This is a genomic window from Paraburkholderia sp., assembly GCF_035501035.1.
GTDB lineage: Bacteria > Pseudomonadota > Gammaproteobacteria > Burkholderiales > Burkholderiaceae > Paraburkholderia.
This window is the reverse complement of record NZ_DATJWR010000125.1, coordinates 22,287-45,616: the sequence shown is the minus strand read 5'-3', so window position 1 is coordinate 45,616 and position 23,330 is coordinate 22,287. Positions and strand designations below refer to the sequence as shown.

General features: G+C 65.7%; 18 protein-coding genes and 2 pseudogenes. 12 read left to right on the top strand and 8 right to left on the bottom strand.

Going from position 1 to position 23,330, the window contains the following annotated elements:
* Positions 1-156: 156 nt before the first annotated feature.
* Positions 157-702, bottom strand: coding sequence for a hypothetical protein (locus VMJ11_RS08925; protein ID WP_325619008.1), 546 nt, complete (start codon positions 700-702; stop codon positions 157-159).
* Positions 703-952: 250 nt separating this feature from the next.
* On the opposite strand from VMJ11_RS08925, the pseudogene VMJ11_RS08920 reads away from it, so the two are divergent.
* From VMJ11_RS08920 to VMJ11_RS08900, 5 genes and pseudogenes are all read left to right on the top strand, one after another.
* A pseudogene (locus VMJ11_RS08920) lies at positions 953-1,093 on the top strand (hydrolase); the annotation flags it as partial.
* A gap of 44 nt (positions 1,094-1,137) precedes the next feature.
* Positions 1,138-2,178, top strand: a complete 1,041-nt coding sequence (locus tag VMJ11_RS08915; protein ID WP_325619013.1) for an aldo/keto reductase — start codon at positions 1,138-1,140, stop codon at positions 2,176-2,178.
* Between the two features lie 3 nt (positions 2,179-2,181).
* On the top strand, positions 2,182-3,045 hold the full coding sequence (locus tag VMJ11_RS08910) for an amidohydrolase family protein (protein WP_325619006.1): 864 nt from the start codon (positions 2,182-2,184) through the stop codon (positions 3,043-3,045).
* 177 nt (positions 3,046-3,222) lie between these two features.
* Positions 3,223-3,966, top strand: coding sequence for an SDR family oxidoreductase (locus VMJ11_RS08905; protein ID WP_325619003.1), 744 nt, complete (start codon positions 3,223-3,225; stop codon positions 3,964-3,966).
* A gap of 77 nt (positions 3,967-4,043) precedes the next feature.
* The gene (locus VMJ11_RS08900; RefSeq protein WP_325619001.1) at positions 4,044-4,892 is read left to right on the top strand and encodes an ureidoglycolate lyase; all 849 of its coding nucleotides are present in this window, start codon (positions 4,044-4,046) and stop codon (positions 4,890-4,892) included.
* A gap of 113 nt (positions 4,893-5,005) precedes the next feature.
* Here VMJ11_RS08900 and VMJ11_RS08895 read toward each other — a convergent pair whose 3' ends face one another.
* Positions 5,006-5,449 (bottom strand): PaaI family thioesterase, encoded by a 444-nt coding sequence (locus VMJ11_RS08895; protein WP_325618999.1) that lies wholly within the window; start codon positions 5,447-5,449, stop codon positions 5,006-5,008.
* A gap of 288 nt (positions 5,450-5,737) precedes the next feature.
* On the opposite strand from VMJ11_RS08895, the gene VMJ11_RS08890 reads away from it, so the two are divergent.
* Complete coding sequence (locus VMJ11_RS08890) at positions 5,738-7,300, top strand: methyl-accepting chemotaxis protein (protein ID WP_325618997.1); 1,563 nt, start codon at positions 5,738-5,740, stop codon at positions 7,298-7,300.
* Between the two features lie 243 nt (positions 7,301-7,543).
* Here the strand turns inward: VMJ11_RS08890 and VMJ11_RS08885 are convergent, their stop codons facing one another.
* Entirely contained in the window at positions 7,544-8,629 is a 1,086-nt protein-coding gene (locus tag VMJ11_RS08885) for an AGE family epimerase/isomerase (protein WP_325618995.1), read from the bottom strand.
* Between the two features lie 413 nt (positions 8,630-9,042).
* Between VMJ11_RS08885 and VMJ11_RS08880 the strand changes: the two genes are divergently transcribed.
* The 6 genes from VMJ11_RS08880 (at position 9,043) to VMJ11_RS08855 (ending at position 16,130) form a co-directional block, all read left to right on the top strand.
* The gene (locus VMJ11_RS08880) at positions 9,043-9,996 is read left to right on the top strand and encodes a hypothetical protein (RefSeq protein WP_325618993.1); all 954 of its coding nucleotides are present in this window, start codon (positions 9,043-9,045) and stop codon (positions 9,994-9,996) included.
* Positions 9,997-10,194: 198 nt separating this feature from the next.
* Positions 10,195-10,350, top strand: a complete 156-nt coding sequence (locus VMJ11_RS08875) for a hypothetical protein (RefSeq protein WP_325618991.1) — start codon at positions 10,195-10,197, stop codon at positions 10,348-10,350.
* A 242-nt stretch (positions 10,351-10,592) separates the two neighbouring features.
* Positions 10,593-11,207 (top strand): flavin reductase family protein, encoded by a 615-nt coding sequence (locus tag VMJ11_RS08870; protein WP_325618989.1) that lies wholly within the window; start codon positions 10,593-10,595, stop codon positions 11,205-11,207.
* A gap of 92 nt (positions 11,208-11,299) precedes the next feature.
* Positions 11,300-11,593: a hypothetical protein gene (locus VMJ11_RS08865; RefSeq protein ID WP_325618987.1), complete on the top strand. Its 294-nt coding sequence runs from the start codon at positions 11,300-11,302 to the stop codon at positions 11,591-11,593.
* 394 nt (positions 11,594-11,987) lie between these two features.
* Positions 11,988-13,175 (top strand): porin, encoded by a 1,188-nt coding sequence (locus tag VMJ11_RS08860; protein ID WP_325618985.1) that lies wholly within the window; start codon positions 11,988-11,990, stop codon positions 13,173-13,175.
* A gap of 426 nt (positions 13,176-13,601) precedes the next feature.
* On the top strand, positions 13,602-16,130 hold the full coding sequence (locus VMJ11_RS08855) for a penicillin-binding protein 1A (protein ID WP_325618983.1): 2,529 nt from the start codon (positions 13,602-13,604) through the stop codon (positions 16,128-16,130).
* 259 nt (positions 16,131-16,389) lie between these two features.
* On the opposite strand, the gene VMJ11_RS08850 is transcribed toward VMJ11_RS08855, so the two are convergent.
* The 5 genes and pseudogenes from VMJ11_RS08850 to VMJ11_RS08830 form a co-directional block, all read right to left on the bottom strand.
* Complete coding sequence (locus VMJ11_RS08850) at positions 16,390-16,554, bottom strand: hypothetical protein (RefSeq protein ID WP_325618981.1); 165 nt, start codon at positions 16,552-16,554, stop codon at positions 16,390-16,392.
* 339 nt (positions 16,555-16,893) lie between these two features.
* The gene (locus VMJ11_RS08845; RefSeq protein ID WP_325618980.1) at positions 16,894-17,211 is read right to left on the bottom strand and encodes a hypothetical protein; all 318 of its coding nucleotides are present in this window, start codon (positions 17,209-17,211) and stop codon (positions 16,894-16,896) included.
* 43 nt (positions 17,212-17,254) lie between these two features.
* Positions 17,255-19,305 (bottom strand): annotated as a pseudogene (locus VMJ11_RS08840) (type VI secretion system Vgr family protein); the annotation flags it as partial.
* Positions 19,306-19,997: 692 nt separating this feature from the next.
* A complete protein-coding gene (locus VMJ11_RS08835) occupies positions 19,998-22,505 on the bottom strand; it encodes a heavy metal translocating P-type ATPase (RefSeq protein WP_325618978.1) in 2,508 nt (835 codons plus the stop codon).
* Between the two features lie 115 nt (positions 22,506-22,620).
* A complete protein-coding gene (locus tag VMJ11_RS08830) occupies positions 22,621-23,262 on the bottom strand; it encodes an FMN-binding negative transcriptional regulator (protein WP_325618976.1) in 642 nt (213 codons plus the stop codon).
* Positions 23,263-23,330: the final 68 nt, after the last annotated feature.

Here is a 23,330-nt window from a genome sequence, read left to right as displayed (position 1 = left end):
TCACGCCCACGGAAGACCCGGGTGTGGTGGGTTTTCGCATGCCGCTGGACTGAGGCGGCGGCCGCGCGGTTTGGTCGCGGTTTGGTTGCCGCTTGCCCGTCGTTTGTGGGCGCGGTTTGTCCGCCGCTTGCCTGCCGCTTGTTCGCCGTTCCCTGCTTACGCTGCCAGTTTCGTGAGCGCGTCGTCGACCTGGCCACGCGTGAGCGCGAGCTCTTCGAGCCAGGCCGGCGCGTACTGCGCGCCGGTTTCCTTTTCGAGGCGCGCGATGGTCGCGGCGCAGCGCGCGGCATCCTTCGGTGTGGCGATGAACGCCTTGACCGACTGGCCGCCCTGGAACGCCTCGAACAGCGGCGCGCGGATTTCCTCGGGCAGCGCACGCGTGGTCCACTGGTGCGTCTTGCCGTTGAAGGTGAGCGAGGGCGGCAGCACGCGCTCCTTGCGCGTGGCCGGGATCAGACCGAAGTTGCGCGCGGCCTCGGCGATCTGCTCGGGCGTGAAAAGCTCCTCGGGGGCGAGCTCGAACTGTGCGATGGCGGTTTCGACGGTCTTCATCGCATCGGCGCGGTCGTCGCGCTTTTTCTGCGCGCGCGCGACGATGTCACGCAGTTCATCGGCTTCGTCGGTCGTGATCGTGAAGCTTGCCTGCTTCTGCTGAAGCTCGGAAAAGCGCTGGAATTCTTGATCGGTCAGAAGTTTCGCCATGGGATTCGAATGCGCGGCCGCCACTCGTCAGCAAGACGAGGCGCACCGGTTTTTTTGGAGGGTCGCCATTCTAACCGTTTTGTGCCTCGCGCTAACCGTTTTGAACTTCAGGCGGCCCTATCTTCGCGCAGCATCGACAGGCTCTGCACGGTCGCGCGCAATATTTCCGGAGAAGGGCGGCACGCGCAGCACGATCCAGTACGGCATGGACTGGGTGCGCAAGGCGCGCTCACAGGTTGCGGAGCAGAAGGTTGCGGGTGGTATGCGCTCGAAGTCGGAAACGCTCGGGCATCAGGAATTTATCCTAACCTATAAGACCTTCGAGCCGATCGGCCCCGCTTGCCTTCCCGCGAGCGCACGCGTGCCGGTCGTCGAAGTGACTTCGCACTGAACGCAGTGGTCGTGGAGCCAGCCGGCTCCGGGAGGTCTCACGTGATGACGCAGGAACACCATCCCAAGGTCGCGCACAGGCGCCGCATCGGCCGCACCACGCTCGAAGTGAGTGCGTTGGGCCTCGGCACGGCGCCGCTTGGCGGGCTCTATCGCGATCTTTCCGAGGAGGAGGCGCAGGCCACCGTCGATGCCGCGTGGCAAGCCGGCATCCGCTTCTTCGACACCGCGCCGCACTATGGCCACACCAAGGCCGAGCACCGGCTGGGCGCGGCGTTGCGGCGCTACCCGCGCGGCGAGTATGTGCTCTGCACGAAAGTGGGCCGCCACTTCGTGCCGCGCACGCACCCCTACGACGGCAGCGAAGGCTGGCAAAACCCGCTGCCATTTGAGGCGATCTACGATTACACGCGCGAGGGCATCCTGCGTGCGTTCGAGGACAGCCAGCAGCGGCTTGGCATCGTCGATATCGACATCCTGCTCGTGCACGACATCGGGCGCTATACGCATGTCGAGCGCAACGCGCACTACTGGCGGCAACTGAGCGAAGGCGGCGGCTTCAAGGCACTCGACGAATTGCGCAAGGCGGGCGTCATCAAGGCAGTGGGCTTCGGTGTGAACGAGCGCGAGGTGATACGCGAAGCGATGCGCGAATTCGACATCGACTGCGCGCTGCTGGCGGGCCGCTACACGCTGCTCGAACAAGCACCGCTCGACGACCTGCTGCCCGAGTGCGAGGCGCGCGGCGTGAGCATCCTGCTTGGCGGCGCGTTCAACTCGGGGATTCTCGCGCGCGGGCTGGAGGGCGATCTCAAGTTCAACTACGGCGACGCACCGCGCGAGGTGGTCGAACGCGTGTCTCGGATCGAGACGATCTGCCGGACCTACGGTGCGCCGCTCGCGGCGGCGGCGCTGCAGTTCCCCTACGCGCATCCGGCCGTCGCGACGGTGCTCAACGGCGCGCGTAGCGCGGCCGAAGTGCGCGAGAACGTTGCCTCGTTCGAAACACCGTTGCCTCGCGAGCTGTGGCTCGCCTTGCGCGAGGAGGGTCTCATCGATCCGCGCGCGCCTATTCCACAGGCCTGAGCCATGACCAACCCCGAGCGGATCGACGCACACCAGCATTACTGGGATCCCGCGCGCGGCGACTACGGCTGGCTCACGCCGGAGATGACCGTGCTCTATCGCGCGTTCGGTCCCGCGGATCTCGCGCCGTTGCGCGCGTCATGCGCGATCGCGCGCACGGTGGTCGTGCAGGCCGCGCCTACCGTGGAAGAAACGCGCTGGCTGCTCGACCTGGCGCGCAACGAGCCCTCGATCGCCGGCGTGGTGGGCTGGGTGCCGCTCGACGACCCGCACGCGGGCACGCTGATCGCCGAGCTGGCGCGCGAGCCGAAGCTGCGCGGCGTGCGGCCGATGCTCCAGGACCTCCCCGACGACGACTGGATTGCGAAAGCCAATACGACCCACGCCGTCGATGCGCTCATCGCCCACGATCTCACCTTCGACGCGCTCGTTTTCACGCGCCATGCCAACGCGCTCGCCACGTTCCTCGCGCGCCATCCGGCGCTGCGCGCGGTGGTCGACCATGGCGCGAAACCGCCGATCGCCGCTGGCGAGGCGTCAGGCTACGCGGCGTGGGCGCAGGCCATCTCGCGCTTCGCGCATTTTCCGCAGGTGCACTGCAAGCTTTCGGGGCTCGCAACGGAAGCCGCGCCGGGCTGGGACGACGCCACGCTCGCGCCGTGGGTCGCGCACCTGCTCGCTGCGTTCGGTCCGAAGCGCCTCATGTGGGGCAGCGACTGGCCGGTGCTGAACCTCAATGGCGACTACGCGCGCTGGCACGCCGCTTCGCAACGGCTGCTCGCTACGCTTTCCGACGACGAGCGCGCAGGCGTGTTCGGCGGCAATGCGACGGCCTTTTACCGGCTGACGCGCGATCCAGCCGGTTAGAAAACGCCGCCGAACCGCCACGAGGCGCGCGCGCGTCGCCATAATGGCCGCTTGCGTCATCCCAACCTCTTCCCGCAATTCGATCGCTCGATCGCTCGATCGCGGCACGGGGCGCCTACTGCAATAACGGGTATCGCCGTGCCGCGCTTCCCACCGCGCTTTCAACCGGAGTGGCAGATGGTACAAAGACTGGCCGGCAAGACGGCCTTGATCACCGCGGCGGGCCAGGGCATCGGCTACGCAGCCGCCGAACTGTTCGCGCGCGAAGGTGCACGCGTGATCGCGACGGACATCCGCATCGACGCGCTTTCGGCGTTGCCGGTCGAGGCGCGCAAGCTAGACGTGCGCGACAGTGCGGCGATCGCCGCGCTCGCGAAAGAGGTGGGCCGGATCGACGTGCTGTTCAATTGCGCGGGCTACGTGCACGCGGGCTCGATACTCGAGGCGAGCGAGGAAGATTGGGACTTCGCGTTCGACCTGAATGCGAAGGCGATGTACCGGACCATCCGCGCGTTCCTACCGGGCATGCTGGAGGCGGGCGGCGGGTCGATCATCAATATGTCGTCGGCGGCTTCGAGCGTGAAGGGCGTGCCCAACCGCTTCGTGTACGGCGCTTCGAAGGCGGCTGTGATAGGGTTGACGAAGGCCGTGGCCGCGGATTTCGTGACGCGCGGCATTCGCTGCAACGCGATCTGCCCGGGCACCGTGGCGTCGCCCTCGCTCGAAGAGCGCATCGCGGCGCAGGCGTCGGCGCAGGGCACGAGCGTCGACGCGGCGCGCGCCGCGTTCGTCGCGCGCCAGCCGATGGGGCGCGTGGGCAAGCCCGAGGAGATCGCAGCGCTCGCGCTCTACCTCGCCTCGGACGAGTCGGGGTTCACCACCGGCCAGGCGCATGTAATCGACGGCGGGTGGTCTAACTAGTTAGCCCCAAGCGGTGGTCCCATCGAACTGACCGACTGCAACGCATTCTTCGCACAGACAGACAAGGAACCCAGACCATGAAACTGCTTCGCTATGGCCCGAAGGGCCACGAGAAACCCGGCATGCTCGACGCAGAAGGCCGCATTCGCGCGCTTTCGGGCAATGTGGCCGACATTGCGGGTGACGTGCTCTCGGACGCCGGCCTCACGCAATTGCGCTCGATCGACCCGGAAACGCTGCCGCTCGTCGAGGGCAATCCTCGCATCGGGCCGTGCGTGGGCCATATCGGCAAGATGGTGTGCATCGGCCTGAACTATGCCGATCACGCTGCTGAGTCGGGCATGCCGGTGCCGAGCGAGCCGGTCGTCTTCAACAAGTGGACGAGCGCGATCGTCGGCCCGAACGACGACATCGAGATTCCGCGCGGTTCGAAGAAGACCGACTGGGAAGTCGAACTGGGCGTGGTGATCGGCAAGCACGCAAAGAACGTGAGCGAGGCCGAGGCGCTCAACTACGTGGCTGGGTATTGCGTGGTCAACGACGTGTCCGAGCGCGAGTGGCAGATCGAGCGCGGCGGCCAGTGGGACAAGGGTAAGGGCTTCGATACCTTCGGCCCGACCGGCCCGTGGCTTGTCACGCGCGACGAAGTGGCCGATCCGCAGAACCTTTCGATGTGGCTAGAAGTGGACGGCCATCGCTACCAGAACGGCAGCACGCGCACGATGATCTTCTCGGTCGCGAAGCTCGTTTCGTATCTTTCGCAGTGCATGAGCCTGCAGCCGGGCGACGTGATCTCCACGGGCACGCCGCCGGGCGTAGGCATGGGCGTGAAGCCGAACCCCGTGTTCCTGAAGCCGGGCCAGACGGTGCGTCTTGGCATTGAGGGCCTGGGCGAGCAGACGCAGAAGACGCGCGCGGCGGAATAAGCGCGGCTGAGCACGGCAAAAACGCGCGAGGCGAAGTGGGCACGGGAAAGACCGGCCCACCTCGCCTCGCGCGTTTTGCTTTCCGATCTGTGACTTCCCGATCGCGCCGCTTTTCAGCGCGTCTCCGCCCTCTCTTCCGAAGCGCCAGCCTCCGACATCCTGCTGACCGTCCCCTGCGCGAGCGCCACGAGCCGCTCGTCGCCGTTTTCCATCACGTACACGCTGCACTGGCAGGTGGCCTGCTGGCGCCCCGCGTGGACCACGCGCGCCCGCGCCATCAGCGTGCCGGTGAGCGCCGGCCGCAGGTAGTTGATCTTGTACTCCCCCGTCACGACTCGCGGCCCGAGCGCGAGCGCGCCCGCGAAGGTCAGCGCGTTGTCGGCGAGATAGCTGATCACGCCACCGTGCACGTAGCCGTGCTGCTGCCTGAGCTCGTCGCGTACCGGCAGTCGCAGGGTCAGCTCGTCGGCCCCCACGTGCATCAGCTCGGTGCCGAGCAGCACGCTGAACGGCTGCGCGTGCAGCGCACCGCGCGCACGATCCACAAGATCTGTCATCGTCGCCTTCCCTGGGCCTGCGCCCGCGTAGTTTCCTAACCACTCTAGGACCTGGCAAGGCCGAGTCAAGGTGAATCGAATGCGCCCCAATGCATTGTTGACGAAAACACAGGGAATGCTGGCTGGATCGTTTCTGAAATGACTCAATTGCGCATTTTGGGGCGTTTTTTCACGATTTATTCACGGTTTGGGGCTCAAAACAACGTTTGCGCGGCCGTAAACGCAGTGCGGGCCCGAGCGATCACATGCTTGCGCCTGATTCATTCACTGCTATCCCAGGTGTCCCCGATGTTCAGCAAGATCAAGGTCGCATCCGGCCTGTTGTGCGTCCTCATCGCGTTCTGCGTACTGCAGCTCGTGACCGCAGGACTTGGTTACTGGTCGCTCACGCGCACGCATGACGACGTAGCCGACCTCTCGAAAGTGGCGTTGCGCCAGGCGAGCGCCGCCAACGAAACCACCCAGCATCTGATGGACGCCCGCATCAACCTCTCGCGTGCGGGCACGCGCATGGTGCGCGGAGGCACGGTGCCGACCGATATCGTCGATCACGCGCGCGAGCAGCTTGCCGCGGCCGATCGCTCGTTCGCGGCGCTCATGGACGTGCCGCCCATGAACGACGAGGACCGCACGCACGTAGCGGCCCTCGCGCAGCGCTACCAGGTGTTGCGCAAGGCGCTCGGCGAGCTCGTCGACGACCTGACCGGCAACAATCTTCAGGCCTTCCTCGATCAACCCACGCAGTCGTACCAGGACGCCTATCTCACGGAGCTGCATGGCTTCGCGCAGTTCAGCGCCGCGGCGAGCCGCGCCTCGCTTGATTCGATCGACTCTCGCCTCGCGCTCTTTCAGGGCGTGGGCCTTTTCGTCCTGGTGCTGCTGATCGCGCTCGCGGCGAGCGTGCACGTCGCGCTGCGGCGCGGCGTGGTGGAGCCGCTCGAAGAGGCGGGCCAGCATTTCGAGCGCATCGCGCGCGGGCGGCTCGACGAACGCGTGGCCGCGCGCGGGGACAACGAGATCGGCCGGCTCTTCCGGGGCCTCGCGCTGATGCAGTCGAGCCTCGCGCGCACGGTCCATACGGTGCGCGAGACCGCGGGCTCGATTCACGTGGGCGCGGACGAGATCGCCGCGGGCAATGCGGATCTTTCGGCGCGCACCGAATCGCAGGCCGCTTCGCTGGAGGAAACCGCGGCCAGCATGGAGGAGCTGACCGGCACCGTGCGCAACACGGCCGAAAACGCGCGCGAGGCGAACGCGCTGGCCGAGGCCGCCCTCGACGCGACTGCCCGTGGCGGGGCCGTGGTGGGCGAGGTGGTCGATCGCATGCGCGGCATCGCGCAAAGTTCGGACAAGATCGCGGAAATCATCGGCGTGATCGATGGCATTGCCTTCCAGACCAACATCCTCGCGTTGAACGCGGCGGTGGAGGCGGCCCGGGCCGGCGAGCAGGGCCGCGGCTTCGCGGTCGTGGCGGGCGAAGTGCGCGGGCTCGCGCAGCGCAGCGCGCAGTCGGCCAAGGAGATCAAGACGCTCATCAGCGAGTCGGTCACGCAGATTCGCGGCGGCTCCGAGCTCGTGGAGCGCGCGGGCGAGGCGATGCGCGAGGTGTCGAACTCGATCTCGCGCGCCACGCAGATGATGGCGGGCATCAGCGCGTCGTCGCTCGAGCAGAGCGCCGGCATCGATCAGGTGAATCAGGCCGTCTCGCAGATGGACCAGATGACCCAGCAGAACGCGGCGCTCGTCGAGGAGGCCGCGGCCGCGGCGGCTTCGCTGCACCAGCAAACGCGTCAGCTCGCCGAGGCCGTGGCGGCGTTCGAGATTTCCCCGGCGGTGCTGGCGGTGGGTTGAAGGGGGGAGTGGCTTGTGGCGCTTGAGTGGCTTGTGTGGCCTGAATGGCTTTTAGCGCTTGAACGGCTTGAGTGGTATGAATGGCTTGAATGGCTTGAAGCGCTTGGGCGGCTTGAGTGGCGTGAACAGCTTGAAGTGCTTGAACGGCTTAATTGGCCAGACAGCCCAGAACGCCCAGAACAGCCTCAGCGCTGCAGCGGGCCTGGGCCCGCGTACCGGTTTGGCGTGCCGTGCCGGCGCGCCTCAGACGCCCATGCCCTGGTAGGCGGTCAGCAAGTGATAGGGCGTCGTCGACGGCATGTCGGCGCGCGCCACCTCGCCGCTCGTGCTGCGGCATTCCACCCACCCTTGCGGCGTGAGAAAGCTCGGCGCGAAGCGCCCGATCTGCGGTGCGAGCGCCGCGCGCACCGCCGCGTCGCCATGCGTGGCGAGCGCGCGCAGATACTCCGTCTGCGCCCAGATGCGCTGCGTCGCGTCGGTCACGCGCCCGTGCTCGTCGAGGGCGGCCGCCACGCCTCCCGTCTCCGGATCCACGCCGTGCTTGCGTGCAAAGGCGAAGGCACGCGCGAGCGCTTCTTCGAGGCCCGACTCGCCCAGCCGCGCCCCCGCGCGCGAGGCCAGCCAGAACCATTCGAACTGGTGGCCGGGTTCGAGCCGGTTGTCCGCGCAACCGATCGGCAATTCGGCGATGCAACCCGTGGGTTCGTGCAGGAAGCCGCGCGCAAGCGCAACGACAAGACGCGTGATGGCCGTGTCGAAGGCGGCGTCGCCGGTCGCTTCGCTTGCGGCGAGCCACGCTTCGGTGAGGTGCATGAGCGGATTCTGCAGCGGGCCGGCGCTCACGTTCGCGAAGGAAGCGTCGAGCGCCGCGTTGAGCAGGCCGTCACGGGCGGCGAAGCGATCAACGATCAGCGAGGACGTCTCGCGCGCCAGGTCGAGCGCCTCGGCCACGCCGAAGCGCTGGCCGTAGACCGCGCTCGCGAACACCACGAAGGCATGCGTGTAGAGGTCCTTGGTGGTATCGAGCGGCGCGAGCGCGGCGTCGACGCTGTAAAACCATCCGCCGCGCGCGCGGTCCTGAAACGTGTGGCACAGCGTTTCGAAGAGCGTTTGGGCGTGCGCGGCGTCACCCGCCTGCGAGAACACGAAGAGCTGGCGGGCGCATGCCATCGCGCGGTAGCGCGTGACAGGCAGCGGATTGGCGCCGGCCGCATCGAGCGCCTCGTAAGGCAGGCGCACCGCCGCATTGAAGCCCGGGCCGCGCCACAATGGCAGGACGATGCGATCGAAATGCTCGCGCAGGCTCGCTGCGCTCGGAAGTGTGTTCATGGGACGAGGGCGCGGCGGGCCGCGTGACGTGGATAGAGCAAACGTCCGCGATTGTACGCTTCGCGACCTGCGCCACCCCTTTGCCAAAATGTTCCACAGCGGTACGTGACGGGGGCAGTCGCGACGGGACTGGAGCGGGTGCTGAAGCACCGCACGCCAGTGTCGCGTTTGCGCCATGCACGGTGGATGAGCCGGGCGAGAGCATTTGGCGGCGCGTTCTGGCATGCGACAATGCGCGTTCGAACAAGAACACGAGGACGTCGCGCAGTGGCCGTGACCGGCCGGCGCGACGCGAACCGCATCGCTGACCCATGGCCGATTACGCAGATACCGCATCCTTGAGCTCCTCGCGTCCCGAGCGCAGCGCACAGTCGTCGCGTGACGCAACATCTCCATCGTTCGACGCTTCTGAATTGCCTGCTGCCCTCGATTCCGGCAATGCCGCGAACACCGCCAACGCTGCCGATCCGCAGGCACACGCGAGCGGGCATTCGCGCGACGAGGGCTTGCCCGCATCCGCATCCGCGCCCGTAACCGGCGAGGCGGCCGCCAGCGTGCGCCAGGGCACGCTGAGCGGCTTCGAAGCTCCCGAGCCCGCGCAGGCAGTTCCGGCGATTGACGATGAGGCGGCCGCCGCGAGCCCCGTTGCCGGCGCAACGAGCACGCGTCGCGTCACGCGGGCGAAGCGTGCAACTGCCCAGGGCTCGGCCGACGCCGCGCTTTCGACCGTCGCGGCAACGCAGGAGGTGCTGGCCGGGTCTGAGGCCGCCGTATCGCTGGAGCCGCAACCGCATGCAACGCCGCACGAGAACGCCGCTGCGTTGGCCAGCATCGATGCAACGCCGGAGCCTTCGCCTGAGCGCGTATCCGAAGCCACCGCCATCGCTGACGCACCGTTTTCCGTCATGAGCCCTGAACGCGTCGAGCCCACGAGCCTCGCTCCCGAAGGTACGCCGCAGCACACGCTGGCGCAGCGTTTCGATGCGCTCCACGGCGTGCTCGCCGAGCAGCGCCGCATGGCGGCCGCGTCTTCGCGTCAGCTCAAATGGGTGCTCGGGGTGGCGTCGGCGGCTGTGTTGGCGTCGGTGGGGTTCGGCATCGCGCAATCGGTGCGGCTCGACAGACTCGCGAACGAGTCCCGGGCGGAGCAGGCACGCCTCGAGGAGTTCATCCTCAAGCAGCAGTCCACGCTCGATGACCTGACGCAGCGGCTTGCCACTCCGGTCGCAGCTCCCGCCGCCGAGGCGCCTTCGGTGGCCCCGGTGCGCGCCGCAGCCGCACCGGCGACGCCCGCTCCTACACGGCATGCGGCCGCTCGTCCCGCCCGCGCAGCCCACGCTCACCGCACCCAAAAGCCGGCCCACTGACCGCTCCGGTTCGCAATTCGACCCTCTATCCGAAATACCGATGCGTTGCTTTGCTGCAACGCATCCTTGGTGATCGCCCTCATGCGGTGGCGCGTCGCAGTTTTTTTGCTGCGTTGCACTAGCGCATAACTAGGGAAAACCCTATAATCGCTCTTGTCCTAGGGAAAACCCTGAATTGCAGCCAAACTGGGAGTCGCCATGAGCTTTATCCTCGCACTGTTCGAAAAGGTGAGCGAACTCTTCGCGTCGCCGTATCTGCCGATGGATTCGGACTACTCGTACAAGGCGCGTCACCTCGAAGCGGAGCGCATTCGCCGCTCGCACTACATGCCTTTCAGCATGCCGCGTGACTGATCGAAGCTGAAGCGCTTCGGGCGGCCCATGCCGTCCAACGCGTTTCTCCTGTCGGACCGCCTGGTTCGTTCGACGAGGCCGGCTCTCGAAAGAGAGCCGGCCTCGTTGCGCTTGCGCAGGACTTTGGCGCAGGGCGTGACGGCCCGCTCGCGGCTCGTGTCATAGTGAAACACTCATCGAAGCACCTACAGCGCTGCGCGGCAAACTCGCGCAGCCCGAACCGCAACGCAACGCCAATCGACATGTCCGATACCTACTTCTACAATCCGGCGCTTGGCCACGGCTTGCCGCATGACCCGTTCAAGGCGATCGTCGCGCCGCGCGCGATCGGTTGGATCTCGACCCGCTCGCGCAGCGGCGTGCTGAATCTTGCGCCCTACAGCTTCTTCGGTGCGTTCGCCACGTTCCCGCCGATCATTGGTTTCTGCAGCGAAGGCCGCAAGGACAGCATCAGCAATATTGAAGAGACTGGCGAGTTCGTCTGGAATTTCACGTCGAAGGCGCTGGCCGCGCAGATGAACCGCACTGCCGCGCCGGTTGCGTCCTGCGTCGACGAATTCGCGCTCGCGGGACTCACTGCCGCGCCGGGCCGCAACGTTGCGGGGCCGCACGTGGCCGAGTCCCCGGCGGCGCTCGAATGCAAGCTGCTGCAGATCGTGCAGCTCAAATTGCTCGACGGCACGCCAATGGACAACTGGCTCGCGTTGGGCCAGGTGGTGGGCGTGCACATCCGCAAGGAATATCTCAAGGACGGTCTCTTCGACACGCACACCGCCCAGCCCGTGATGCGCGCGGGCTATCGCGCTGACTATGCGCAGATCGGCGAGATGTTCCAGATGGTGCGCCCGACCGAGTAAGCGTGACGGGGCGCGCCTGGCCGCGGCGTTGCCGCCTCCCGCGTGCCCGTCGATAATGGCCCGACAGCGCGTGGCGCGCAGGGAGGCATTCCATGCAATCTCCGACGGGATCGGTGGTAGCGCTAAGTTCGGCCGCCTCGACGATGTTTTCGATCGGCATCTTTCTTGGCTACTGGGGGTTGCACGAGCCCTCGGTCTGGCGCGTCGGCGACCGCGTCGTGGCGGGGCTCGCGCTCGCGGGCTTCGCGTGCCTCGGCAGCGTGCCCTGGCTTGCCACGTCGCCCGCGAAACCCAACGACGAATCGCGCTTCCTGATGGCGCGCCGCGCCTTTCTCTGCGGCGCGGCGGCGGTGTGGGTGGCAATTGCGCTTTCGCTGGTGTTGTGAGGTGCGTCCCCACCGAGCCCGCCACCTGATTCGCGTTCGACGAAGCGCCGCTCGCCGTCTCGATGAACGCAACGTAGTTGTGTCCCGAGGCGTGCTGGTACATTGCCTCTCCAGCCTCTCCATACAGGCCAAATTCGGCCGCCTCCGATGGAATACAGCCATTGGGCCGGCAATGCCTGTTGCGGCAGCGCAACTCATTCCCGATACCTGTCGCGGTTCTCCCGTCTCGCCGCGCGTCGCAAGCCCGCATTCCACGGCAATTGTTACGAATTTGTGAATAATTGTTCCATTTATAGGAATAGCCTCTTTCATGCGGATTAGCTTTCATGCCGGACGCGGCTTCTTAAACTAACGCGGCTTTACCCTTTCAATTCAAGTAAATCCGGGTTATTCCATGAAGAAAATATCCATCGGCGCCGCCGTTTGCGCAATGTTCGCGGCGTCCGCTGCCCACGCGCAAAGCTCGGTCACCCTCTATGGCCTGGTCGACGCGGGCATCGCCTATGTTAACAACGTCCAGAATGGCGCACCCAGCCACGGTAGCGGAAAGGTCTCCCTCCAAAGCGGCAATATCAGCGGTAGCCGCTTCGGCCTGCGCGGCAGCGAGGACCTGGGCGGCGGTCTGCATGCGATCTTTTTGCTCGAAAACGGCTTTAACATCAACAACGGCGCGCTCGGCCAAGGCGGCCGGATCTTCGGCCGTCAAGCGTATGTCGGCCTGAGCGCCGATCAATACGGCACCTTGACGATGGGCCGCCAGTATGACTCGATGGTCGACTTCGTCGCGCCGCTGTCGGGCACGGCGGGCACGTTCGGCGACTCGGGCTTCGCGCACGTGTACGACAACGACAACCTGAACCATACGGTCCGCTTCAGCAACTCGGTAAAGTTCACGAGTAACGACTACCAGGGCCTCAAGTTCGGCGGTCTGTACGCGTTCAGCAACAGCACCAGCTTTGCCGTCGATCGCGCGTACAGCGCCGGTGTGAGCTACAACAACGGCCCGCTGCGATTCGCCGCGGCCTACCTCCAGGTCAACGGCTCGAACGCGGCGAGCAGCCCTGCCGGCACGGCCAACCAGAACGTTGCGGCTGACCCGAGCGAGTTCAGGTCGACCACCGGCGGCGGCAACCTGACGGCGGATGTGCAGCGCACAGCCGGTGCAGCCTTGGGCTATACGTTCGGCCCGGCGGCGGTCAACTTCGTCTATACGCACAGCCGGTTCCAGGGCACGAACGCGTTCGGCCTGGCGTCGAACGCGAACGGTGCGGTGGGCTTCGACAACTATGAACTGAACGTCAAGTATGCACTCACGCCGGCGGTGACTCTCGGCCTCATGGATACTTTCACGGACGGTCATCTGAACAAAGTGAGCACGAAGGGCGTCACCTCCGATCCGAAGTGGAACCAGGTCAACGCGCTTGCGTTCTACTCGCTGTCGAAGCGCACGGAACTGTACGCTGAAGCGATGTACCAGCACGCGATCGGTAGCAACAACCAGGCAATTATGAACAACGCCGGCGGTTTCTCGGCGACGAGCAATCAGGTGATGGGCGCCGTCGGTGTGCTGAGCCGCTTCTAAGCGTTGATTGGAACCCCATCCTGTGGCTGTCGGGGTGGATCGTTCCAGCAGGACTGCGAGGCGCTCCGTGGCTATCGCAGTCCGCTACAGGCAAGTCATTGGCCCGCCGCCTTGGCGGGCCTTTTTATTTGCTGGCGAGGTAAGGCACGAGCTATCCAGTCGCGACGGAGGGATTCCGGACTTGTTCGGCAAGCTGCGCATAACCTTGCCGTCGAACTCGCGGGTATGTGGGCGCTGTCGTGCCGGCTTGATCAGATCTAGCCCTTCAGCTTCGGTTCCGTACATGCTGGACACGCGAAGAAAAGGGCGACCGGCGGGGGCAACCGGCGAGCGCACCCGGCGAGTTTGGTACGATTCACGCTTTGCCAGCCGACCCTGCCTGCCCACGTGAAGCGTTACGTGCCCCTGATCCGCGATCGAATCGCGATGTCTTTTCTCCGCGTGAAGCCTGCCGCCGCGCGTCTTGGCGCGCTTGTCCGCCCGCTTGGCGCGCGTGCGCTCCATCATCTGCGGCATCCCACGTGGCGCGGCGTGCTCATGGCCGCCGGCGCGCTGCCGGCCCTCATCGTGCTCTACGTGCTCGTGCTGATTCCGTTCACGCCCGGCATTGGCGACATCCGCAAGGCGCGCGTGGACGAGCCGGCCCAGATCCTTTCCGCCGACGGCAAGCTGCTAGCCGAGTTCAAGCCCTCGAACCGCGAATGGGTGCCGCTCTCGCAGGTCTCGCCGCACATGGTCGATGCGCTGATCGCCACCGAGGACCACCGCTTCTACGAGCACCACGGCATCGACTTCAAGCGCACGGCAGGCGCTGCGCTGCACACGTTTTCGGGCGACCGCCAGGGCGGCTCGACCATCACGCAGCAGCTCGCGCGCAACCTCTATCCCGACGAGATCGGCCGTGCGCCCACGCTCACGCGCAAGATCAAGGAAGCGATCACGGCGTTCAAGATCGAGGCGGTCTACAGCAAGCAGCAGATTCTCGAAACCTACCTGAACACGGTGCCGTTCCTCTACAACGCCTACGGCATCGAGATGGCGGCGCGCACCTACTTCGGCATTTCGGCCGATCAGCTCGACGTCCTGCAGGCCGCGACGCTCACCGGCATGCTCAAGGGCAACGCCTACTACAACCCGGTGCTCAACCCCGAACGCGCGCTCGCGCGGCGCAATACCGTGCTCGGCCAGATGGTGAAGTACGGCAAGCTCACGCCGGCCCAGTACGCGGTGCTCTCGAAGAAGCCGCTGCGCCTCGACTTCGAGCGTCAGACCGAGCCGCCGGGCCCCGCGCCGCATTTCGCGCTGCAACTGCGCAAGTGGCTGATCGCGTGGGCCGACCGCAACGACTACAATATCTATTCCGATGGGCTCGTGGTCAGGACCACGATCGACTCGCGTCTGCAGGCCATGGCGACCGCCGCGCTCAAGCAGCACGCGAACCAGCTGCAGGGCATTGCGAGCGGAGCGTGGAGCGGACGCAACGGCTGCACGGCGAGCAACGATCTGTTCGCGACGTTCATGCGCGAAACGCAGGACTACAAGAGTGCGCGCGACGCGGGTGCGACCGATGCCGAAGCGCTCAAGCAGCTCGCCGCCGACCGCAATTTCATGCGCAACCTGTGCAAGGACAAGACCGATGTGCAGGCGGGCTTTCTCGCGATTGATCCGCGCAACGGGCAGATCAGGGCGTGGGTGGGCAGCCGCGATTTCACCGACGAGCCGTTCGACCACGTGCAGCAGGCGCGCCGGCAGCCGGGGTCGACGTTCAAGCCATTCGTGTACGGCGCGGCCTACGCCGCCGGCGCGAAGCCGAGCGACACGTTCATCGACCAGCCGGTGGAGATTCCGCTTGCGGGCGGCGAGATCTGGAAGCCCTCCGACGACGTGCCGCCGAGCATGCGCCCAATGACGCTGCGCGACGCGATAGCGTACTCGCGCAACCGCATCACCGCGCAACTGATGCAGACGGTGGGCCCGGACAAGGTCGCGAGCCTCGCGCGCGCGATGGGCGTGCGCGATAGCCAGCTCGACCCGGTGCCGTCGCTCGCGCTCGGCACGAGCCCGGTCACGCTGAAGGAGATGGTCTCCGCATACAGCACGATCGCCAACGACGGCGAGTATCTCGAACCGCGCATGGTCACGCGCATCGAGGACCACGCGGGCAATGTGCTGGCGGAGTTCGCGAGCGCCTCGCCCGAGCGCGCGCTTTCCGAAGCCGCGGACCGCACGCTGCTCGACACGATGCGCGATGTCGTGAACCGCGGCACGGGGTCGAGCATTCGCACGCGCTTTGGTATTCGCGCCGACGTGGCCGGCAAGACCGGCACGACCCAGGGCAACACGGATGGCTGGTTCATCCTGATGAGTCCGCAACTCGTGGCGGGCGCATGGGTGGGCTTCGACGACGGCCGCGTGACGCTCGACGACTACTGGGGGCAGGGCGCGCGCAGCGCGCTGCCGATCGTCGGCGACTTCTTCCAGCGTGCGTTGCGCTCGCGCATCGTCGATCCGCGAGCCCGCTTCGATACCGAGGTGGCGCCGGGCGTTTTCGATACCCTCCGCGAAAAGCTGCGCGCGTGGATGGACAAGCTGTTCGGCACGCATGAAGCGCCGCCGCCGGCGGCGCCCGCGCGGCGCGCGCCGCCGCGCGTGACGGCGGCAGCGCCGGCATTGGAGGCGTCGACTGCATCGGCGGCGGGTGGGGCATCGGCGCCGTCGACGGCTTCGGAGGCGGCTGCAACCTCGGCGGCTTCGGCGCCGGTGGCTTCATCCGGCGCGCGCGAGCTGGGCCTGCCGCCGATCATCGGGCCGTCCAGCGCGCCGCCGCCGCAGCCCTCGTATCCTACGCAGGAGCCGGCGCTCGCGCCCACTCCGAATCCCGACGTGGCCGAGCCCGACACTTCGGGCGCGAGCGCGAGCTATACGCCGCCCGTGGCGCAGCCGCAAGGGCAATGATCGACGTGCCGCGCAAGCCAACCCGCACACCTTGAACACGGAAACGAGTTCGGCGAGCGTCGCCGCGTGATCGTTGAGCGCCGCGGCCGCGCGCTCGGCGTCGCCCAGGAGCGGGGGGGGGCTGCTGGGTCGCCGCGGCGTTCTGCGAAACCGCGATGTTCAAGAGAAGGTCGCATTTAGCTGCCCTACCGATGAGCTCTTCCTCTGCGCCCGTCTCGCGTTGGAGAACGATTCGGAATGAGCGGCGCATGTATTGACCTCAGCTTCGCAGCTTGATCCCTTTCCACTCGAAACCCGGCATCTCATCCAGAGGACACAGCCACATCCATTGACCGGAAACCATCGGGCAGTTGTCCCCCGGCGTTGCTGGTACCGTGCGTACCACGTCGAACTTGCGGCCCTTCTCGACCTGGAGAATGTCCATCGGGCCGTCCTTGGTCCAGCCTTCCCACAGACCGGTCTCGGGGCACGTATCGCCTGTGCAGAGTAGTAGTGAAACACCAGCATCCGATGAACCCCAATACGCACAAGCGCGTCATTTGGAAATGGCGTCTTTTTTTGCTATTTTCTGAATATTTTCATTTACATAGATTGCAGACATCTTTCCGATTGCAGAGAATTTTTTATAATCACCCGGATAAGCGTTAAGCAACGAAATCATCCAGAACGTCTGTTGACAGTGCCGCGACTCATGGTAGACAGTATCAGCGAACGCGCGCAACCATGCATTCATTACATACGGGTCGTGACTTGTCGATGCGATTTATTCGACTGCACCTTGATATACCGCCATCACCCAAGGCTTTGAGATAAATGACGCAGTGACATCAGAACGCATACCGTATGTAGATGCGTTTTCAGGCGAAACAATCTGGATTCCCGGCATTGCGCCAGGGGAATTCTTGTTATCCACTGAACCACTGGGAAGACCAAATGGTCCCGATTGAAGGGCATTCCACAATGCCTCCTGCACGGCGGGAACAATCACGGCCTGCATCTGGGTCGCTGACTTCCCCGCGAGACTCCCCCAATCGATTGCCTCAAGATTTTTCTTGACCGCCGCCGCATACGCTTTCGTCATGGGGTACTCGACGCCGTGGCGAACGGGCATCCCGGCCGGCGCATCAGCAGGTTTTGCGCTGTCGATGTAACGGTAGGCACGAAGACCAAAGTTCATCGCATCGCACGAAACGAACGTCTGGGGCTTGTCCTGCGTAGTCGTATACAGCCCCGGTGTCGAAGCCGTCTTGCCCCCCAACCTGGGTCGTGCGCTTCTCCGGATTTGGCATTGTTTCCGGTGCGGGCAGGCTGTCATCGCGCCATATCATCGTATTGCTCGCCGCCAGCTCCAGTTCGCCAAGATCATTCGTGACGCCCTGGATCACCTGCCCATCGTCCAGCGTCAAGCGGTAGGGCTGATTCGGCAACATCAAGCCGCTCACGTCATCCACCAGCACATGATGGGCCACGAGCGTGCCGGGGTTGTCCTGCGTAACGGTGAACTGCACTGGCGCACCTTGCGGCGCGTCCGTCGCATGGCTCGCGGCGTGAACGAGATACTGCCCATTGGTGAAGACGGTAAGACCCTGCGGAGTGATACGAACTGTTGTGCCATCCACCTTTAGTTCGATCCCCTTCGCGGCGGCAAGCCTGATCCAGTCGCGCTTGCTCATGAGCGAGAGCACATCCTGGGCGATGGCTTCAATACTGTTCATGCGCGCTTCAACGTGTACGCGTCCCGAGGCTGCAATCAGCGTGATTGTCTTCTGCGCGAAAACGATATCGAGGCGCGCATCGACGCATAAAATGACTTGAGCGCGGCAAGCGCGATGTTACCGCCAGCAGTCAGCGCGGTATGCTCGCAACTCGCAATATGCGTGCTACCTTCTGCCGTTGTGTGGACATTGGCCGCGCTCGATATCGCGATATCCGGATTTTCGAATTCGGGGAAGTCATCAGGACCACTGGCGGCATGGCCGCGCAGGGCTGCATTGGCTTCCTTGATTGCCTTCGCCACATCTCCCTGATTGCCTCTCGCTTCCTGTGCGCCGTGTTGCTGCGCCGTCTGCGCCTGTTCCTCCTGGATGCCTCGCGCTTCGGTCAGTCGCGAGTGAGTCTCGCCCATCTCCTTGGCCTTGCCCGCCGCCTTGCCGCGGCCAAACGAAGTCAGCAGCAGGCCGAGCCTGGCCCGCACTACACCCCATTTGTCCGTGCGTAACTCGAAGCCTTCGCCGCGTGCATCCTGCCGTCCCTTGTTGCCATCGATGCGCGTGTTGTAGCCCGCGCTCAGGCTTGACTTGGCGTGGTCGCTTGCAAGCTGCGCCTGTTGCCTGTCCTTCGTATCATCCAGTACCACGTGATTCGAGGTAAAGCCGCCATCCATACGGCTACGCCAGCCCGACAGCCATTGGTTGCGCGGCAGCTCCCAGGCCGGCATGTTATGCGCATTCACGACACTGCCCAGCATCACAGGCATGTCGGGATTGCCGTTGATATACCCAAGGATGATTTCGGAGCCGACGCGCGGCACGGCGAATGTGCCGAGTTGCCCGTTTTGCCACTGCTGCATCGGCGTGACCCAGATGAACGAGTCCTGGTCAAACTTGCCCTGGCGGTCGGGCACCGGCTGCACCCGGATACGGCCCTGCGCATCCGTCCAGATCGCACTGTCTTCATAGCCGGTAACGATGGCGCGCTCAGCGCCTACGACCGGCCAGGGCGTCTCGAGGGGCATGCGGTATTGTTCCCCCCACGGCTGGATTTCGAATTCCGACTCGCAGCGAAACTCGTGCCCCGTGCCGCTCGACTGGTCGACCTCAACGAGAGTCAGCTTCACGCGCAGCACCACGTAAAGCTCGTTTGCGGCCTTGAGCGGATAGCCCTCCAGCTCGAAGAGGAAACCCGGCAGCAGGGCGCGCATGTAGCCGTGGCCCGTCGCCCGCAGGCCTACGCTACGTAGCGCCTGCATGCGCACCATCGCTGCCTGCTGCACTTCGGCGTCCAGCTGGTTCGGCTTCGCATTGAGGCCCATCGCGCCCTGCAGCGGCTGGCTCACATTCGCATAGGCGTAATGCTCCTGGTCAGCGTCCTGCGTATCGCGGGGGTTCCTCGATTCCTCGCGCGCCGGTATGACGTGGGTCCCGAGGCGCGGGCGCTGCGGATCGTGATCGACCGCTGTAGATTTTGTCCGTCGAGCGCCACACGTATTTCCATGTGCATCAGGTTGTTGGCGGCCTAGATGATCTTTCCGCCGTGGTCAGTTGAATCGCCGAGCCGGGCCATGGGCCGGCCTTGTACGTCTTTCATCGCATCTCCCTGGAAATCGCCATGCACAAAGAAGCGCACCGCAAATTTTTCGATGCTTGCTTAATCTTCAGCGCAAGCCAAACGAACAATTGCTAAAAAAAGTCATATCAATGCACAGCAGATAATCCGCATAAAGTTTGATATGCAGCGAAAACTGCCTAATATGGCCGTGAATCAGGACGCTGCCTTGCTCTCCTTGACCGCAAAAGCCCGCGCAATCAGGCATTTTGTTTGCACGTCTCCCGGATTTCCTCACCTGGCGCGACTGTTACGCGGGCTCCGCTGCGACCCTGCGCGATGCGCTACGCCATGCGGTTGAACGTGGCGGCGCGTCTTGGTCAGTGTGCTACATCAGGGCGTGCCATCTCTTGCGACGCTGGTCGCCGACCTTTGTGGCGGCCGATCGCGTGAAGGCCCACGTGAAGGCCGCTCACGCAGCGGGCGAATGTCCTTGCTGGTGGGGCGCCGCAGTGCCAGATGATTCGGACTCCGGAATGGAGCCGGAAGAAAAAAGGGCGCGTGATGCGCCCTTCTCGATGCGTTCTGCACTGGGCCCGCGCGCTAGCGCTGAGCCCGCCAGGTTCTCAGCAGGAGGGCGTTGGTCACGACGCTCACGCTGGAGAAAGCCATCGCCGCGCCCGCGAGCATCGGGTTGAGCAGGCCGAACGCCGCGAGCGGAATGCCGATCAGGTTATAGATGAACGCCCAGAACAGGTTCTGCTGGATCTTGCGCCAGGTGCGCCGCGAGATGTCGATGGCGGCCGCGACGAGCGCCGGGTCGCCGCGCATCAGCGTGATGCCGGCGGCGTGCATGGCCACGTCGGTGCCGGTGGCCATGGCAATGCCGATGTCGGCGGCGGCGAGCGCGGGCGCGTCGTTGATGCCGTCGCCGGCCATCGCGACGATGCCGCCGCTGCGCATCTTCAGGTCGCGGATCGTGCGTGCCTTGTCGTCGGGCAGCACCTGAGCATGAACCTCGTCGATGCCGAGCTGCGCGGCCACGGATGCCGCGCTCCCCGCGTTGTCGCCGGTCACGAGCACGCTGCGGATGCCCATTGCCTTGAGGTTCGCAATTGCCTCGCGCGCCGTGGGTTTCACCGTGTCGCCGAACGCGAGCAGCGCGAGCACGGCATCGGCGTTGGGTTTGCCGGGTGCGGCTTCGTCATGCGACTCGAACAGCCAGGACACCGTGTTGCCCGCTTCCTCGAGCGATCGCGCGCGCGCCGCGAGGGCAGGCGGGACGACGAGCCCTGACTCGTCGAGCCAGCGGCCGCTGCCGATCGCGAGGCGCCGGCCATTCACGCGGGCTTCGACACCACGCCCCGGCACCGCGCGCGCATGGGCCGCGGCGGGCAGTGGCGCACCGTTCTTGAGCGCCTCGTAAGCCTGCACCACGGCCTTCGCCAGCGGGTGATCGCTTTGCCGCTGCACGGCGGCCGCGAGCGCGAGCGCTTCGTCGTGCGCGAGGCCTTCGGCGGCTTCCAGCGCGGTTAGGGAGGGAAGGCCCACCGTGAGCGTGCCGGTCTTGTCGAAGGCGACCACGCTCACGTTGTGGGCCGTCTCCAACGCTTCGGCGTCCTTGATGAGCACGCCGTGGCGCGCGGCCACGCCGGTGCCGGCCATGATCGCGGCCGGCGTGGCGAGACCGAGTGCGCACGGGCACGCGATCACGAGCACGGCTACGGCATTGAGGATCGCCGTTTCGGCGCTGGCCCCGGCGAAGAGCCACGCGCCGAGCGTGAGCGCCGCGATCGCGAGAATCGCCGGCACGAACACCGCGCTCACGCGGTCGACGAGACGCTGGATCGGCGCCTTCTCGGCCTGCGCGCTTTCCACGAGACGGATGATGCGCGCGAGCGTGGTTTCCGCGCCGATGGCCGTGGTGCGCACGGCTATCGCGCCTTCGCCGTTGATCGAGCCGGCCGTGACGGGATCGTCGGGCGCTTTCGGCACCGGCAGGCTCTCGCCCGTGATGAGCGATTCGTCCACGTGGCTGCGGCCTTCGAGCACGACGCCGTCCACGGGCAGCCGCTCGCCGGGGCGCACGACCACAATCGTGCCCACGCGCACTTGCGCGAGCGGCACTTCGCGCTCCTCGAGCGCCGCGCCGCTTGGCCCCATCGCGCCTTCCACGCGGATGCGCGCCCGCTCGGGCCGCAGCGCGTTGAGGGCGCGGATCGCGTCGGTGGTCTGGCGCTTCGCGCGCGCCTCGAGCCACTTGCCAAAGCGCACGAGTGTGATGACCACGGCCGACGCCTCGAAGTACAGATGCGCGAGGTCGCCCGGATGCGCGAGCATTGCGTAGGCGCTCACGCCATATGCGGCCGAGGTGCCGAGCGCGACCAGCAGGTCCATGTTGCCCGCGCCCGCTCGCACGGCTCGCCACGCGGCGCGGTAGAAGCGCGCGCCGAACCCGAACTGCACGACGGTGGCGAGCGCGAACTGGGCCGAGGCCGGAAGCATCCAGTGCAGGCCGAGCCAGTGGCCGAACATCGGCAGCACGAGCGGGAGCGTGAGCACGGCCGAAACCAGCACGGCGCGCCATTCGCGGCGTGCTTCGTCGAGGGCGGCGGCGCTTTTGGCGGGCGCGGTGGCGTCCTCTTCTGCCTCGAGCGGCGTCGCTTCGTAGCCGGCCTTCTTCACGGCGGCGACGAGCTGATCCTGCATTTCGCCGGAGAGCGGCGCGCGCAAATTGACGGTGGCCTGCTCCGTGGCGAGGTTCACGCTGGCGCCGGCCACGCCGGGCACGCGCGCGAGCGCCTTTTCGACACGGTTCGCGCACGAAGCGCACGTCATGCCGCCAATGGCGAGCGTGGCGGCTTCGGTGGCGACGGGCACGGCTTCGTAGCCGGCCTTTTCGACGGCGGCGACGAGCGCGGCGGGGCCAACTGCGTTGCTGGCCTCGACGGTGGCCTTTTCGGTGGCGAGGTTGACCGAGGCGCGCGTGACGCCCGGCACCTTCGCGAGCGCCTTCTCGACACGCGTGGCGCAAGACGCGCAGGTCATGCCGTGGATCTCGAGTTCGGCGATGCCGGTTTCGGTGCGCTCGGCAACAAGGGGTTCATTCATGATGGTGGCGTGCGAACGCTAACTGGAAATGACGTTACGCAGTATCTACGTTCCCATCATGGGAGGGTCAAGGGGGCAAGGGGCGATCGGGCGCGACATTCCGCCCCCTTTAACGTCATTTCTGCGGCATGGCATCGAGCATCGCCTGGCTCACGGCTCGCTGCTCGTCGGTCTCGCGCGCGCCGAGCGTGTTCGCGGCCCCGAGAATGTCGGCTTGCGTGCGGTTCTGGCTCAGCTTCCATTTGCCGACCAGCTTCGTCACCTCGATTTCGAGGCCGACGATCGCGCCGAGCATCTGCGTGAGGTAGTCGGCGGGCGCATCGCCCATTTTCCAGGGCGCGCTTTCGCCCGCCTCCATCTTGCGCGTGAGCCGCGCGACCAGGCCGCGCACGTAGTTTTCGTCGTCATGCACGACGATACGGCCGTGAGCGTGGACGACGATATAGTTCCAGGTCGGCACGGCGCGGTGGGTTTCCACCTTGCTCGGATACCACGTGGGCGAGATATAGGCCGTGGGGCCCTGGAAGATGACGAGCGTCTCGGGCGCGGCCGCCGCTTCCTGCCAGAGCGGATTCGCGCGCGCCACGTGCGCGCGCAGCGTGCCGAACGGCCCAAGAGCGGGCTCGAACTCGAACGGCACATGGTTGGCGTCGAGTCCGTTGGACCCGTTCGTGACGATCGTGCCGAACGGCTGCGCGGCGATCAGGGCGTCGAGCACTTCACGGCGGTTTTCTTCGAAATGGGCAGGCACATACATAGGCGGGAACGCTCCATCCAGATTGACGCGTCCGCGCGCGCAAAGAGGCCGCGAGCGGTTGCGGAAGT